Annotated in this window: 21 protein-coding genes; 14 read left to right on the top strand and 7 right to left on the bottom strand. The window is 56.0% G+C overall.

Translation table 11 applies throughout. The features are described 5' to 3' along the window. Positions 1-102: 102 nt before the first annotated feature. Positions 103-294: a YdfD/YebW family protein gene (locus ACUTQY_RS01890; RefSeq protein ID WP_004934567.1), complete on the bottom strand. Its 192-nt coding sequence runs from the start codon at positions 292-294 to the stop codon at positions 103-105. Between the two features lie 228 nt (positions 295-522). Between ACUTQY_RS01890 and lysM the strand changes: the two genes are divergently transcribed. The 5 genes from lysM (at position 523) to ACUTQY_RS01865 (ending at position 3,405) form a co-directional block, all read left to right on the top strand. After that, positions 523-969 carry a peptidoglycan-binding protein LysM gene (lysM, locus tag ACUTQY_RS01885; RefSeq protein ID WP_033643402.1) on the top strand — a complete coding sequence of 149 codons (447 nt, stop codon included), beginning with the start codon at positions 523-525 and terminating at the stop codon, positions 967-969. Positions 970-1,232: 263 nt separating this feature from the next. After that, complete coding sequence (locus ACUTQY_RS01880) at positions 1,233-1,388, top strand: hypothetical protein (RefSeq protein WP_162882310.1); 156 nt, start codon at positions 1,233-1,235, stop codon at positions 1,386-1,388. A gap of 23 nt (positions 1,389-1,411) precedes the next feature. Then, positions 1,412-1,576: a hypothetical protein gene (locus ACUTQY_RS01875; RefSeq protein WP_162837199.1), complete on the top strand. Its 165-nt coding sequence runs from the start codon at positions 1,412-1,414 to the stop codon at positions 1,574-1,576. 106 nt (positions 1,577-1,682) lie between these two features. Next, positions 1,683-2,624 (top strand): pirin family protein, encoded by a 942-nt coding sequence (locus tag ACUTQY_RS01870; RefSeq protein WP_033643401.1) that lies wholly within the window; start codon positions 1,683-1,685, stop codon positions 2,622-2,624. 427 nt (positions 2,625-3,051) lie between these two features. After that, positions 3,052-3,405 carry a DUF1304 domain-containing protein gene (locus ACUTQY_RS01865; RefSeq protein ID WP_046687262.1) on the top strand — a complete coding sequence of 118 codons (354 nt, stop codon included), beginning with the start codon at positions 3,052-3,054 and terminating at the stop codon, positions 3,403-3,405. 25 nt (positions 3,406-3,430) lie between these two features. On the opposite strand, the gene ACUTQY_RS01860 is transcribed toward ACUTQY_RS01865, so the two are convergent. Together ACUTQY_RS01860 and ACUTQY_RS01855 are read right to left on the bottom strand one after the other, a co-directional pair. Further along, positions 3,431-3,817, bottom strand: coding sequence for a helix-turn-helix domain-containing protein (locus tag ACUTQY_RS01860; RefSeq protein ID WP_046687261.1), 387 nt, complete (start codon positions 3,815-3,817; stop codon positions 3,431-3,433). Positions 3,818-4,261: 444 nt separating this feature from the next. Continuing rightward, positions 4,262-4,474 (bottom strand): YccJ family protein, encoded by a 213-nt coding sequence (locus tag ACUTQY_RS01855; RefSeq protein WP_004927694.1) that lies wholly within the window; start codon positions 4,472-4,474, stop codon positions 4,262-4,264. A gap of 188 nt (positions 4,475-4,662) precedes the next feature. Between ACUTQY_RS01855 and ACUTQY_RS01850 the strand changes: the two genes are divergently transcribed. Beyond that, positions 4,663-4,902 carry a DUF2766 family protein gene (locus ACUTQY_RS01850; protein WP_033643399.1) on the top strand — a complete coding sequence of 80 codons (240 nt, stop codon included), beginning with the start codon at positions 4,663-4,665 and terminating at the stop codon, positions 4,900-4,902. Between the two features lie 40 nt (positions 4,903-4,942). Here the strand turns inward: ACUTQY_RS01850 and ACUTQY_RS01845 are convergent, their stop codons facing one another. Further along, entirely contained in the window at positions 4,943-5,176 is a 234-nt protein-coding gene (locus tag ACUTQY_RS01845; protein ID WP_033643398.1) for a YobH family protein, read from the bottom strand. Between the two features lie 161 nt (positions 5,177-5,337). Between ACUTQY_RS01845 and ACUTQY_RS01840 the strand changes: the two genes are divergently transcribed. Continuing rightward, positions 5,338-5,496, top strand: a complete 159-nt coding sequence (locus tag ACUTQY_RS01840) for a PhoP/PhoQ regulator MgrB (RefSeq protein WP_004927688.1) — start codon at positions 5,338-5,340, stop codon at positions 5,494-5,496. A gap of 81 nt (positions 5,497-5,577) precedes the next feature. Next, the gene (locus ACUTQY_RS01835; RefSeq protein WP_033643394.1) at positions 5,578-5,853 is read left to right on the top strand and encodes a YebO family protein; all 276 of its coding nucleotides are present in this window, start codon (positions 5,578-5,580) and stop codon (positions 5,851-5,853) included. A 38-nt stretch (positions 5,854-5,891) separates the two neighbouring features. Here ACUTQY_RS01835 and fos read toward each other — a convergent pair whose 3' ends face one another. After that, positions 5,892-6,299 (bottom strand): fosfomycin resistance glutathione transferase, encoded by a 408-nt coding sequence (gene fos, locus ACUTQY_RS01830; protein WP_033643393.1) that lies wholly within the window; start codon positions 6,297-6,299, stop codon positions 5,892-5,894. Between the two features lie 169 nt (positions 6,300-6,468). Between fos and ACUTQY_RS01825 the strand changes: the two genes are divergently transcribed. The 3 genes from ACUTQY_RS01825 (at position 6,469) to ACUTQY_RS01815 (ending at position 8,620) form a co-directional block, all read left to right on the top strand. Then, complete coding sequence (locus ACUTQY_RS01825) at positions 6,469-6,771, top strand: phage protein NinX family protein (RefSeq protein ID WP_033643391.1); 303 nt, start codon at positions 6,469-6,471, stop codon at positions 6,769-6,771. 75 nt (positions 6,772-6,846) lie between these two features. Further along, on the top strand, positions 6,847-7,083 hold the full coding sequence (locus ACUTQY_RS01820; protein ID WP_025303167.1) for a DUF4060 family protein: 237 nt from the start codon (positions 6,847-6,849) through the stop codon (positions 7,081-7,083). A gap of 175 nt (positions 7,084-7,258) precedes the next feature. Then, on the top strand, positions 7,259-8,620 hold the full coding sequence (locus tag ACUTQY_RS01815) for an amino acid permease (RefSeq protein ID WP_033643390.1): 1,362 nt from the start codon (positions 7,259-7,261) through the stop codon (positions 8,618-8,620). A gap of 40 nt (positions 8,621-8,660) precedes the next feature. On the opposite strand, the gene ACUTQY_RS01810 is transcribed toward ACUTQY_RS01815, so the two are convergent. After that, positions 8,661-8,951 carry a hypothetical protein gene (locus ACUTQY_RS01810; protein ID WP_033643389.1) on the bottom strand — a complete coding sequence of 97 codons (291 nt, stop codon included), beginning with the start codon at positions 8,949-8,951 and terminating at the stop codon, positions 8,661-8,663. 221 nt (positions 8,952-9,172) lie between these two features. Here ACUTQY_RS01810 and ACUTQY_RS01805 point away from each other — a divergent pair, with 221 nt between their 5' ends. The 3 genes from ACUTQY_RS01805 (at position 9,173) to cspE (ending at position 11,257) form a co-directional block, all read left to right on the top strand. Then, entirely contained in the window at positions 9,173-10,207 is a 1,035-nt protein-coding gene (locus ACUTQY_RS01805; RefSeq protein WP_046687259.1) for an MBL fold metallo-hydrolase, read from the top strand. Between the two features lie 682 nt (positions 10,208-10,889). Next, positions 10,890-11,006: a DUF2627 domain-containing protein gene (locus ACUTQY_RS01800; RefSeq protein ID WP_002211058.1), complete on the top strand. Its 117-nt coding sequence runs from the start codon at positions 10,890-10,892 to the stop codon at positions 11,004-11,006. A gap of 41 nt (positions 11,007-11,047) precedes the next feature. After that, complete coding sequence (cspE, locus tag ACUTQY_RS01795) at positions 11,048-11,257, top strand: transcription antiterminator/RNA stability regulator CspE (protein ID WP_002221949.1); 210 nt, start codon at positions 11,048-11,050, stop codon at positions 11,255-11,257. A gap of 52 nt (positions 11,258-11,309) precedes the next feature. Here cspE and pgeF read toward each other — a convergent pair whose 3' ends face one another. Continuing rightward, entirely contained in the window at positions 11,310-12,026 is a 717-nt protein-coding gene (gene pgeF, locus ACUTQY_RS01790) for a peptidoglycan editing factor PgeF (RefSeq protein WP_089194866.1), read from the bottom strand. Positions 12,027-12,042: the final 16 nt, after the last annotated feature.

Raw genomic sequence — 12,042 nt, 5'->3', positions numbered from 1 at the left:
TCTTCGGGAGCCGCAATTTAGCAAAACAGCGGCCTTATGCCTCGGAGGAAGACGAAGTTTCTGATGAAATCAGAAATTCCTCAGCATCGCGCGGGAAGGGAATTAAAAATCCGAATATTCGCTGGCTGGCAACCAGAAGCCGTCGATAAACTCTTCCATGGGATAACAACCGGCGTGTCGCAAGTTCTGTTCCTTCATCGCGACCAGGCATTGTGGCTCGTCGCGCAATATGTCGACCACCATTTCACTGCAGCCACCATCCAGATAACAGACAAACATCACCAATGCGTACATCGTTGCACGCCTCCTTCGTCGAGTCGCCTTGTCTGCAACAGTGTAGGTAAAAAAGCAATATTTTTCAGCATCATTGCGCGATTAATCACCGTTGAAACGCCGCTGACGACACTTTCGGAATACTCTAACCGTTTCTGGCGCCGTGAGCGGATGGCATATCCTTTTGACGATGCTAAGCTTAACAAGCCTTACATCAACGCATTAGTGCAACCATCAAAAGGAGTGAATATGGGCTTGTTTAACTTTGTCAAAGAAGCGGGCGAAAAACTGTGGGACACAGTCACCGGCAATGCCTCCGCCGAAGATCAAAGCGCCAAACTCAAGGAGCATCTCGATAAGAGCGGCCTGCCGGGCACCGACAAAGTCGATGTGCAGGTGGTCGATGGGAAAGCGGTGGTGACCGGCGATGCCGTCAGCCAGGAGCTGAAAGAGAAGATTCTGGTGGCGATCGGCAACGTAGCGGGCATCAGCGGTGTGGAAGACAAGGTGGCGGTAGCGCAATCCGACGCCGAGAGCCGCTTCTATACCGTGAAGAAGGGCGATACGCTGAGCGCAATCTCCAAAGAGATGTACGGTAACGCCAATCTCTACAACAAAATTTTCGAAGCCAACAAGCCGATGCTGTCGAGCCCGGACAAGATCTATACGGGACAGGTGCTGCGTATCCCGCAATAACGCCTCTGTCTCCCCTGGCCCGGCGATGTGCCGGGCTTTTTTTTGCCTCCGCTATAAGCATCTCTTATTTCCCTTCCCTCTAAATAAAAGTTACACATACCGTGTGCCTGCGCTCGCCGGCCCGCGGCGGCGGTGTTGACCCTGGGGGGGAAAGTTGGTAGCGTCATGGCCCGGTTGCGGACTGAGCAGCCGAAGGGGGATTTCGCTCCCCCATTCTGAGGGGGTGTCTTGCCCCATCAAACAGCAATGCAGCAGTTGAACGAGTGAAAGCCGATTTAGTGAAACAGCAGCGTAACGCCTTGACGGATAAAAACTACAGAGAAACCTTGGGTGATGCGCAATTTGCGATCGTCGTTTTGGCGATTGCGTCCTGCTCACTGATCATTTTTACGTTGGCGGTCACGCTGTGGCTGACCTGACGTCATTAACTAGGGGAGAGAAAATGGAGCCCAATCTCCACGATGAAACCAAACTGTTGGCGATTATCGGCCTGTTGGTTTCTGTACTGCTGGTCGTGTCGATTCTCTTCGGAGTGACTTATTTCTCCGATCTCAGGCATGCCCACGACGATATCGATATTAAAAGCTGCTACATCAAAACACCTTAATCCGCGTGAGCGCGGCTGAGCGTCGTCGCTCTCCAGGGGGCGTTGTCCTGTGCTAAGCTGGGGCGATTATCCTTGGCGAATCGGCGCCATTCAGGAGGTCTTTGCGATGAGTCAGTCACGTCCTACGCGCTTTTCACCCTCACGCGAGTGCCCTGTCGTTGACGGCGCGCGCCAGATCCAGCGTATTGCCGTGCGCAATGCTGAAGTGGGCGGCATTCCTATCAACCGCGCGTTGCCAACCCGGGAGCGGCGCACCGTCGGCGCCTGGTGTTTTCTCGATCACGCCGGCCCGACGGTATTCAACGGCACCGCGCCCGGCATGGACGTAGGGCCGCATCCGCACACCGGTCTGCAAACCTTTACCTGGATGATCGAGGGTGAGGTGCTGCACCGCGATAGCCTCGGCAGCGAACAGTTGATCCGTCCGGGGCAGGTCAATCTGATGACCGCAGGGCACGGCATCGCGCATACGGAACAGTCGGTGGGCGAGGACCGACGACTGCACGCCGCACAATTGTGGATTGCGTTGCCGGCCGAATATGCCGACATGGCGCCGCGATTCGATCATTATCCCGATTTGCCGCAGTGGCGGAATAACGGCGTGAATCACCGTTTGCTGGTCGGGGAATTTGGCGCTTATCGTTCACCGGTGTTTACTCTTTCGCCATTAATCGCCATTGATATGGAATGGCAAGAGGCGGCGACGGCGCAATTGCCGCTGCGCGATGATTATGAAATCGGCTTTTTGCCCCTGATTGGTGCATTTGAACTTAATGGTGAAACATTTTCACCTGACGCATTCGCCTATTTAGGCATGGGTAATAACTCTATTGAGTTAAATGCAGAGAAGGGCAGCCGGGGATTATTAATCGGTGGAGCGCCGTTAAATGAAGAGATCCTTATCTGGTGGAACTTCGTTGGCCATACCAAAGCGGAAATTATTCAGGCTCAGCGCGATTGGGAGCAGGAAACGGATCGTTTTCCGGCGGTCAGCGGTTATTCCGGTGAGCGCATGGCCGCGCCACGCCTGCCGTGGAGCGAAGTTTGATAGCGTTAGGATATAATCACCGAGATTATTCGACTTATTTCGCTCTAATAACGCGCAATAAATGTGATCGCGGCTCCAGCTTCACGACAATATAAAGTTTCTCAACGAAATAGTGATCTGACGCATATAATGATAAACGGAAGAAGATTAGGATAATCCTCAGGAAGTCAGGTTGTCTCCCGTTAGTCTGATGTCAGTGAGGTCATTATGAGCCAAGTTCTTTATCGTGCAAGACTGTCCCATGTCGTGGTTGCCACGGCGCTGTTTTGGGTCTCTGTCGCGGCATTGTTGGTTGCCGTATTACACTAACCTCAAAAAATGACTCCTGCATAAACCCGCTTCGGCGGGTTTTTTTATCTTGGATGGTGAGCGATATTCACCCATCACTTATACTTGACGGCATTCCCATTCCGCTATTTGGATAATCATGAAGCTCATTGCCGACATTGTTCTGCTGCTTATCGCGGCGCTCCACCTTTATATCCTGGTATTGGAAATGTTCCTGTGGCGCGCGCCGATCGGCAGGCGAGCATTCGGGACGACGGCGGAGTTCGCCGCAGCCACGCGGGTCTTGGCCGCCAACCAGGGGCTGTACAACGGTTTTCTGGCGCTGGGCCTGGTATGGGGCTATTGGCGTGAAGATGTGGCGCTGCAGCTGTTCTTTCTCGGCTGCGTGCTGGCGGCCGGCGTGTTCGGCGGGCTGACCGCCAGCCGCAAGATCCTGTGGGTGCAGGCGTTGCCGGCCGCGATCGCGCTGCTGGCGGTCTGGGGCGCGCGTTAACCCGCCGGTTGACGGCGGGCGAAAATCAGGCGGATTTTTGGTGAATGACGTGCAGCGGCGGATCGATGTACAGATCGACGCTCAGATCCTGGCGGAAATCGTAAGGCGTGATATTAAAACGCTTTCTGAACATGTAGGTGAAGTGGGACTGTGAGCCGAAGCCAAAGTCCAGGGCGATATCGAAAATCGACGCTTCACTGCTGCGCAGTTGATAGACCGCGCCGGCCAGACGGCGTTCACGAATGTATTTGCCCAGCGAAATCCCTGTCGCTTCTTTGAACAGCTTCTGCATGTGCCACAGCGAGTAGCCGGAGTACTCGGCCAGCTCTTCGAGATGGATCACTCGTCCGAGGTGAGTTTCGACCCATTTGCTGAGGGCGCAGACCAATGAGAGATGGTGTTCTTGTATCATCAGTGCGTCAGTGTGAGATCTACATAGCGGTGAAGTATACACAACTTGCCGCCGCGGACAAAAAACGCCGCCGATGACGGGGCATGATTCGGAAAAACCGTTGAACCGCCGCTTGTCAGCCGAAAGGAAAAACGGCTAATCTGAGACTGTCGCCGCCGCGGTGGGTGACGCGGAGCAGACCGCAGCAAGAACCGCCAAAACAGAGTCAGCCGTAACAACTCAACGTTGATGGGGTGATCGCATGTTAATGACAGTGGTTATTACTCTGGTTGTAATCGTGGGCGTCGGCGCTTTTATGGCGACGCCGGTGATGAGCATGAAAAATGCGGAAGGTGTGGGAGGTGAAGAACCGTGAGAGCAAGCAGAGATGCACGCCGCTGAGCGGGGTGAACGCTAATCGGGAAAGCCTGGGCCAGAAACCCGGGCTTTTTGTTGCCTGGCGGCTTAAACGTTTTTACGCTCGACGGTTTCCTCTCCCCAATAAAGTTGGTCGGCGGTGGTTTTGGCAAAAGCCTTTTCCAGCGCTTCATCGCTGCCTTCTTCCCAGATCTTCTGCGCCAACACTTCATCGTTCCCTGCCAGTTCAAAAATAGCTTCGGCAATTTCCACCGAAGTTTCACGCACTGTTGCCCAGGATTTCACATTGTGATTCGCCATAACTATCTCCTGTTGGTTGTGGCTTAGGTTACGGATGTTTTTATCACCGTCATGCTGCAAGTATAGGCTAATCTGCCGCGGGCTTTTGCCCGGCGGTGCGCAGAATGGGGAAAAAGGCGGGGAGGGCGGGCAATGGCGCAGGCGGCATGCTATTCTGTGCGGCGTTTGAATCAAGAGGGAAAGTTATTATGTCTGACATGCTGAGCAACGAGCAGGAATTGGCTTCCGATCTGGTCGCTTGCCAACTGGTCATTAAACAGATTCTGGACGTTATCGACGTGATTGCGCCGACCGAAGTGCGCGACAAGATGGCGGGCCAGCTCAAAAGCATCGATTTCTCCACGCATCCCGCCGGCGCCGATCCGGTGACCCGCAGAGCGATTGACAAGGCGATTGCGCTGATCGAGTTGAAGTTTACCCGCGATTGAGGCGGAGCCGCCGCAGAGCGACGGCGTCGGGCGGTGGCGGTTAATCCACCACCGTTTCGATTTTCTTGAACAGCGGGCAGTCGGTCACGCCGATGAAACCGTTGTCGCCATTGACGTACTGGGCGATCGCCACGTTGCGCGCCGTCAGGTATTTGCACTGCAATCCCAATCCGCCGACGTTCTTGTTGCTGCCGATCAGCACGCCGTAGCCCGAGATCAAAAAGCCGCCGTAAATGACCGCCAATACCAGTACCCACTTAATCAGTCTGCTCATTGCGTTTCCTCGTTATCCCTGAGGGTTCATCTAGCCACGGCGCCAGCGCGAGGGCAAGGGTAACAGTCTGAAAATCGGGCGATAGCCAGAAATCTAAACGACAAGTTAAACTTCGTTTAACTTTGCTGTGATAACATGCGCGATAGACCATCCTGATAACAATGAGGCTGCTAAATTTGTTGCGAAAAAAAATCCTCGTGATAATGACGGCCGTCGCTGCCTGCCTGTTTTTCTACCTGTTGGCGCTGGACAGTTATTGCGACGATGGTGGAAATTTTGCGCTGGGCATCTGTTCGGTGACGCGCTTCGTACCCTGGTAAGCAATTTTTGGCAGGGATGTTCGCCCGGCCGCCGCGAGTGTTAAGATGGCGGCCTGAATTTCGCAGTAGATAGGGTTGTCCATGTACGATTTAGGTTTTGGCCAGAACGGCCTGTTGTCGTTGGCTCTCGCCGCCGTGGCGTTGCTGGTGGGGCTCTGGGTTTGGTTCCTTGTGAACCGCGCCAGCGTGCGCGCCAACGAGCAGATTCGCCTGCTGCAGGAAATTGCCGAGCAGCAACGTCAACAAACGGCGCTGTTGAAGCGTTTGGCGCACAGCGCTCGCGCCGACGGCGGCGATGCTGATGACGACGATCTCAGCCCCGCGCTGGATTTCAAAGGTTTTATCCCCGAACGTTGAACACCTTGCTCCGGCCGGCGCTGCGCCGCCGGGGCGCTTCAGTAAAATACCATGCCCTGATACGGTTTTTCCCGGCATGCCGCCAGGCGGCTGGCCAGATCGCCGGCATGGATCTCCAACTGATGCCCATCAGGATCGAGAAAATAGAGCGACTCGCCCTCGCTGCGATTGCTTTTCCACTCTTCTGCGCCGCTCTGGCGCAGCCGCTCGCTGACCCGTTCAATGTGTTCCGGCGCGACGCTGAAGGCGTAATGGGTGTAATCACGCGCCCGTGGTTGCGTGCGGGCCTCATCCAATGACAGGCACAGCCACAACGCCCCCAACGACAGATAGGCGCCGCCTTGCCAGCGGGCGTGAGGGGTAAACCCCAACAGATGACGGTAAAAATCGAAGCTGCGATCGAGATCGCTGACGGCGAGCGTCAGGTGGTTGAGGCCGGTCAACATGCGTGCGTTTCCTGGGCGCTAAACAGACGAAAAGTGTACGCAGAAGGGGAGAAAAGTTAAAGGGGGCGAAACATTAGTGCAGATAATGTGAAAACCGGCGACGCTGTCATAAAACTGTCTTACAGACATCGTAATGTAGCGCGAACCTTACAAAAGATGGATAAAGCCGATGATTAAATGGTACGAAGAAAGCGATGCCGAAGTGAACCGCAGCATTGCGCTGCTGACCGGGGAGAACCCGGACAAGTGGTATCCCTACGGCGGCGTGAAAGGTAAAGATTACTGCAAGAATCCCTCCGACGCCTGGCCGATCATTTGCGCCAACAAAATCAGTCTGAACCCCGACAACCACAGCGACAGCCCACAGTGGCAGGCGCGCATGAGCACCCAGGGCGGTGAATGGCAGGCCGACAGCGCCAGCCCGCTGCGCGCGGCGATGATCTGTTTTCTGATGAGCCGACAGGCTAACTGATTCGCAAAAATACCGGTGATTGGTAAGAGTTTCTCCTTTTTCTAATAACAGAGCTGTCGTTGGCGGAGGCTGTTTATGAAGCGCATTATCAAAGGTGATAAAAACTTGTCTCATCTGGTGATTGCCCATGCGGCGATCGATCGTCATGCCGAAAGCTTCGGCCAGCGCCGTCAGGGCTGGCCCTCGACCTATCTGATAAAATATCAAAACGATCGCGTGGCGGTGGAAGTGGTTACGCGTCGCCAATCTTATGTCGCCACGCTGATGATCGGCGCGCGCAACCTGACCAAACTGTGCGGTATGCCTGGCTGAACGCCGCCGTTACCCGCTCTCCCTCGGTTAAAAAATCGCGCTCCGGTCTGCCGTCTCGGGGCGCTACTCCTTGATGCTCACGGGGTTAAGTGTTAAAAAGCCGCCCGCAGATACATTTATTGATTGGTGAAATCTTGGCCGATAACGGCAAGGAGGTACGCCATATGAGGATAAGATGGGCGGTCAGCATCAGGATACCCCGCTAAAACGCGGATTAAAAAACAGACACATACAGCTTATTGCCCTCGGGGGCGCCATCGGCACCGGTTTATTTCTCGGCATTGCGCAAACCATTAAAATGGCCGGCCCCGCCGTGCTGTTGGGCTACGCCATCGGCGGTTTTATCGCGTTTTTGATCATGCGCCAGCTGGGCGAAATGGTGGTGGAGGAGCCGGTCGCCGGATCTTTCAGTCACTTTGCCTATAAATATTGGGGTGATTTCGCCGGTTTCCTTTCCGGCTGGAACTACTGGGCGATGTTCATTCTGGTCGGCATGGCGGAATTGACCGCCGTCGGCATCTACATTCAGTACTGGTGGCCAGAGATCCCCACCTGGGCGTCCGCCGCGCTGTTCTTTGTGTTGATCAATCTGATCAACCTGGTGAACGTGCGCCTGTATGGCGAAACCGAGTTTTGGTTCGCCATCATCAAGGTGGTGGCGATTGTCGGCATGATCGTGTTTGGCGCCTGGCTGTTGGCCAGCGGCAACGGCGGGCCGCAGGCCAGCATCACCAACCTGTGGCAGCAGGGCGGCTTTATGCCGCACGGCTTCTCGGGGCTGGTGATGGCGATGGCGGTGATCATGTTCTCGTTCGGCGGGCTGGAGATGGTGGGCATCACCGCGGCGGAAGCCGCCGATCCGCGTCGCAGCATTCCTAAAGCGACCAATCAGGTGGTGTACCGTATTCTGATTTTCTATATCGGTTCGCTGACCGTACTGCTCTCGCTTTATCCGTGGGGGCAAGTGGTGGAGGGCGGCAGCCCGTTCGTGCTGATCTTCCATGCGCTGAACAGCAATCTGGTGGCGACGGTGCTCAACGTGGTGGTGCTGACCGCCGCATTGTCGGTCTACAACAGCGGCGTTTACGCCAACAGCCGCATGTTGTTCGGGCTGGCCAGCCAGGGCAATGCGCCGAAAGCGCTGACGCGCGTCAACAAGCGCGGCGTGCCGGTCCTGTCCATCGCGCTGTCGGCGCTGATTACCTCGATCGGCGTGCTGATCAACTATCTGATGCCCGGCAAGGCGTTTGAGCTGCTGATGGCGCTGGTGGTGTCCACCCTGGTGATCAACTGGGTGATGATCTGCCTGGCGCACCTGAAATTCCGTGCGGCGAAGAACCGTCAGGGTGTCATTCCGAGCTTTAAGGCGCTGTGGTATCCGTTCGGCAACTATCTGTGCCTGGCGTTCCTCGGCCTGATTTTAGTGATTATGTATTTCAGCGAAGGGATCCGCATTTCGGTGCTGTTGATGCCGGTGTGGGTTGCAGTGCTGTGGGGCGGATTCATGCTGACGCGCCGCAAAGGCGCCAAGCGTTAATCTGCGCGCGGAGGCGTATTGCGCCTCCGCGCTCTTCTCGTCAGCTGCGCGGCATAAAGGCGCGCCCCTCACCGTCACCCCGTCCCAGCAGTTTCCGGCACAGCAGCAGCAGGGTGCTGATGACGTCGATGGTCACCACGCTGAGCATCAGCAGGGTCAGCATGAAGAACCCGAGCAGCGAACCGCCAAGCAGCACCAGCGGTGCAGGCACGCGCACGCGGCGCAGCTTCATGGCGAAATACATTTTCCAGTATTGCTTCTGCGCCAGCAGCGCGCTGCGAATACGGCGCCCCAGGCCTGCGCCTGATTTGCGGGATGTCGAACGACTCATAACTTCTCCTTTTCTGTATGCCCTACAAGTCAATCACAAAGTTCTTAAGAGAGTCTTAACGGGCTCTTGGCGGCCCTGGCTGTCTCACCGAAGTGAGACAACAGCATACGGCAAAAGCTCCCTCAATGCAGCGCACGGCTGACGAAGTGCGAGCTTCATCGGGTTTGTTACACTGAAAGTCATGCCCGTGCAGGGCGCAGAGGGTCGGGAGAAGACGCTGGGTGAAAAGAATCAACCGTTATTACGACGCGGCCAAGGCGCATCACACGCCGGAGGGATTTCGCAACCCGGAACCTTCGCGGCGTCAGGAGGGGGATCTTCAACGTTGGCAAGATGAGCGCAAGCGCCAGGGGTTGCCCAAGCCGCCGCAGCAGGGCTACGCGCAATTTACCGAACGCTGGTGGCAGCCAGCCGATCTCAGCGGCAGTGGCGACAGCGTCTGGTGGTTGGGGCATGCCTCGATGCTGCTGCGGTTGAGCGGGCGCTATATCCTGATCGATCCGGCGTTGTCCCAACGCGCATCGCCGCTGAGCTTTTACGGCCCGAAGCGCAGAACGCCGCCGCCGCTGACGGTGGAGCAACTGCCGGCGGTGGATGCGGTGCTGATCTCCCATAACCATTATGACCACCTTGACAGGCGCACGGTGCGGCAATTGGCGCGGCGTTTCCCTCAGGCCGAGTTCATCGTGCCGCTCGGCTTGAAGCGCTGGTTCCGCCGTTATCGGCTGAAGGTGCATGAGCTGGACTGGTGGCAGAGTCTGCCGTTGGGCGAGCTGACGGTCTACGCCACGCCGGCGCGGCACTGGAGCATGCGCACGCTGTGGGATCGCAATCGCTCGCTGTGGTGCGGCTGGGTGATCCACCATCCGGCGCTGCGGTTTTATTTTTCCGGTGACAGCGGCTATTCGGAACGGTTGGCGGAGATCGGTCAGCGGCTGGGGCCGTTCGACGTGGCGGCGCTGCCCATCGGCGCCTATGCGCCGCGCTGGTTTATGCAGGAACAGCATATGGATCCGCAGCAGTCGGTGACGCTGTACCGTCAACTGAATCAGCCGCGCGCCATTCCCATTCATTGGGGGGTGTTCGAATTGGCGGATGAATCGCTGGACGAGCCGCCGCAGCAGTTGAACCTGGCGTTGAGTGAAGCGGGGCTGGAGCAGCATCAATTCCATCCGCTGAAGATTGGCGAGCGCATCGCGTTGCAGGGCTCACCGTCTGCGTTACCTCATCACCCGGCGGCGCTGCGGGATGAATAAAACCAACGGTTTGAAAGCGCGGCTGTAATTAGCCGAATTGATAAGCGCGGGTGGTGATTCAAATAACCCCCTTGTTTTCAGGATTTAATTCAACGTTGAACTTTCGTTATTGATAAGACTATTCCGGCTATTGAGGTTAATGATATTCGGATTATTTATGATGAACCCACCGGCAAGCGGGAGAGGTGTCGGCACTTTGCATGTTTATGCATCCGTTGTGCAGGGCGGATGCGTCACCGCTGGCCCGTGCGCCGTGCTCGCCCGCGCCGTTTGGCGGCAGGGCTGAAAGCCGATGATGAATGGGCTTTCCGGCGGTAAATGGTCGGAGGAGCGATGAATAAATTGGCCCCCGTTCATCGATATTCAAATGTTGCATATCAAATTCCATAAAGATTCAAATTTTTTAACGCTATAAGCGGCAAAAAAGCGGAAATGATGAGACAGATAGGCGTCAATACGATGAAAGTTTTGTTAAAACGCCAGCAGAATGCGGGGTCTGGCGCAGTGATTTTGGCAAGCAGAAAATAGCCGATGCTTCAACATCTTTTGGCCTATTTAAGCAAATGTGGCTCTCGACCGTTTCAAATATGTGCGACATGTCGTTCAGTGATTAAAAATGGCTTGCCATCGCATACAGAGTATGTGATAACGCATCTGGGTAAAACGAGGTACAGTTCTGTATATGTGTGGCATTTTCAGTAAAGAAGTTCTGAGTAAAGACGTTAGCGTTGAATACCGCTTCTCTGCCGATCCTTATCTTAGTGCCTCAAGCAGTAACGACTCTAGTTTGTCTATGTAACGCCTACGGGCGGTTTAAACAATCCAAAGGAAATACTCAAGATGGCAAAGATCAAAGGTCAAGTTAAGTGGTTCAACGAGTCTAAAGGTTTCGGTTTCATCACCCCGGCTGACGGCAGCAAAGACGTGTTCGTACACTTCTCTGCAATCCAGGGCAACGGCTTCAAAACCCTGGCTGAAGGCCAGAACGTTGAGTTCGAAATCCAAGATGGCCAGAAAGGCCCATCTGCAGTAAACGTTACTGCTATCTAATCAGCGTCAGCTGTACAAAAAGCCCGCCTTCGCGCGGGCTTTTTCGTTTCCGTCATTCGGCGACGATGACGATGCCGGCGTACTGGTTGCGGCCTTTAATGCCCGGATGCGTCGGATCCTGCGCGCGCCGATGGCTGTTGCGGCGATAGCTGGTGTATTTGAAGCGCTGCGGCCGCTGCGGATCGACGTCCGGCGTGCAGATAGTGCAACTGCCTGAGCGGTCAACGGCGGCGAAGCCGAGTGCCGTCAGCTTGTATTCGGCGATCGCGGCCAGATCCAGATGCCGATAGTGCGGGCTGATCAGCGTAGCGGGCAGCGGCAGACGCTGTTTAAAGTTTTCCACCAGCGCTTCGTCAACTTCGTAACAGCACGGGCCGGCGGCGGGACCGATGGAGGCCACCCAATCGGCGGTGTCGCCGTCCTGGCGAATGCGGGCCGCCATCTGTTCCAGAATACCGTCCAGCAACCCGCGCCAGCCGGCGTGCACCGCCGCGATGGCGCCGCCGTCACGACGGCTGAACAGCACCGGCAGGCAATCCGCCGTCAGCACGCTGAGCAGAATGCCGGGCTGGCGCGTGTAGAAGCCATCGGCCTCACCGCACGTCTGCGCCGGTTGCAGCACATCGACGATGCGGGTGCCATGCACCTGCTTCTTTTCCGGCAATGTGGCGCTGTAGGGCAGCAGATGCCCCGGCAGCAGCGCGAGTTTGTTGCCGAAGCCGTGCTGAATGTGGGGCACCGCATCGAGCAGCGCGGAACGATCGCTCATAAATTATTTTCACCTG

Source organism: Serratia sp. TSA_130.1 (assembly GCF_052691795.1).
This window is presented reverse-complemented; position numbering and strand designations above follow the sequence as displayed.

Coding starts and splice junctions, on each gene's coding strand:
- ACUTQY_RS01875 (WP_162837199.1), top strand. CDS start 1,412: ATGGAGCCCAATCTCCACGATGAAACCAAACTGTTGGCGATTATCGGC.
- ACUTQY_RS01835 (WP_033643394.1), top strand. CDS start 5,578: ATGTACGATTTAGGTTTTGGCCAGAACGGCCTGTTGTCGTTGGCTCTC.
- ACUTQY_RS01825 (WP_033643391.1), top strand. CDS start 6,469: ATGATTAAATGGTACGAAGAAAGCGATGCCGAAGTGAACCGCAGCATT.
- ACUTQY_RS01850 (WP_033643399.1), top strand. CDS start 4,663: ATGTCTGACATGCTGAGCAACGAGCAGGAATTGGCTTCCGATCTGGTC.
- fos (WP_033643393.1), bottom strand. CDS start 6,299: ATGTTGACCGGCCTCAACCACCTGACGCTCGCCGTCAGCGATCTCGAT.
- ACUTQY_RS01865 (WP_046687262.1), top strand. CDS start 3,052: ATGAAGCTCATTGCCGACATTGTTCTGCTGCTTATCGCGGCGCTCCAC.
- ACUTQY_RS01815 (WP_033643390.1), top strand. CDS start 7,259: ATGGGCGGTCAGCATCAGGATACCCCGCTAAAACGCGGATTAAAAAAC.
- lysM (WP_033643402.1), top strand. CDS start 523: ATGGGCTTGTTTAACTTTGTCAAAGAAGCGGGCGAAAAACTGTGGGAC.
- ACUTQY_RS01870 (WP_033643401.1), top strand. CDS start 1,683: ATGAGTCAGTCACGTCCTACGCGCTTTTCACCCTCACGCGAGTGCCCT.
- ACUTQY_RS01860 (WP_046687261.1), bottom strand. CDS start 3,817: ATGATACAAGAACACCATCTCTCATTGGTCTGCGCCCTCAGCAAATGG.
- ACUTQY_RS01890 (WP_004934567.1), bottom strand. CDS start 294: ATGTACGCATTGGTGATGTTTGTCTGTTATCTGGATGGTGGCTGCAGT.
- ACUTQY_RS01810 (WP_033643389.1), bottom strand. CDS start 8,951: ATGAGTCGTTCGACATCCCGCAAATCAGGCGCAGGCCTGGGGCGCCGT.
- cspE (WP_002221949.1), top strand. CDS start 11,048: ATGGCAAAGATCAAAGGTCAAGTTAAGTGGTTCAACGAGTCTAAAGGT.
- pgeF (WP_089194866.1), bottom strand. CDS start 12,026: ATGAGCGATCGTTCCGCGCTGCTCGATGCGGTGCCCCACATTCAGCAC.
- ACUTQY_RS01820 (WP_025303167.1), top strand. CDS start 6,847: ATGAAGCGCATTATCAAAGGTGATAAAAACTTGTCTCATCTGGTGATT.
- ACUTQY_RS01840 (WP_004927688.1), top strand. CDS start 5,338: ATGAGGCTGCTAAATTTGTTGCGAAAAAAAATCCTCGTGATAATGACG.
- ACUTQY_RS01800 (WP_002211058.1), top strand. CDS start 10,890: ATGTGTGGCATTTTCAGTAAAGAAGTTCTGAGTAAAGACGTTAGCGTT.
- ACUTQY_RS01855 (WP_004927694.1), bottom strand. CDS start 4,474: ATGGCGAATCACAATGTGAAATCCTGGGCAACAGTGCGTGAAACTTCG.
- ACUTQY_RS01845 (WP_033643398.1), bottom strand. CDS start 5,176: ATGAGCAGACTGATTAAGTGGGTACTGGTATTGGCGGTCATTTACGGC.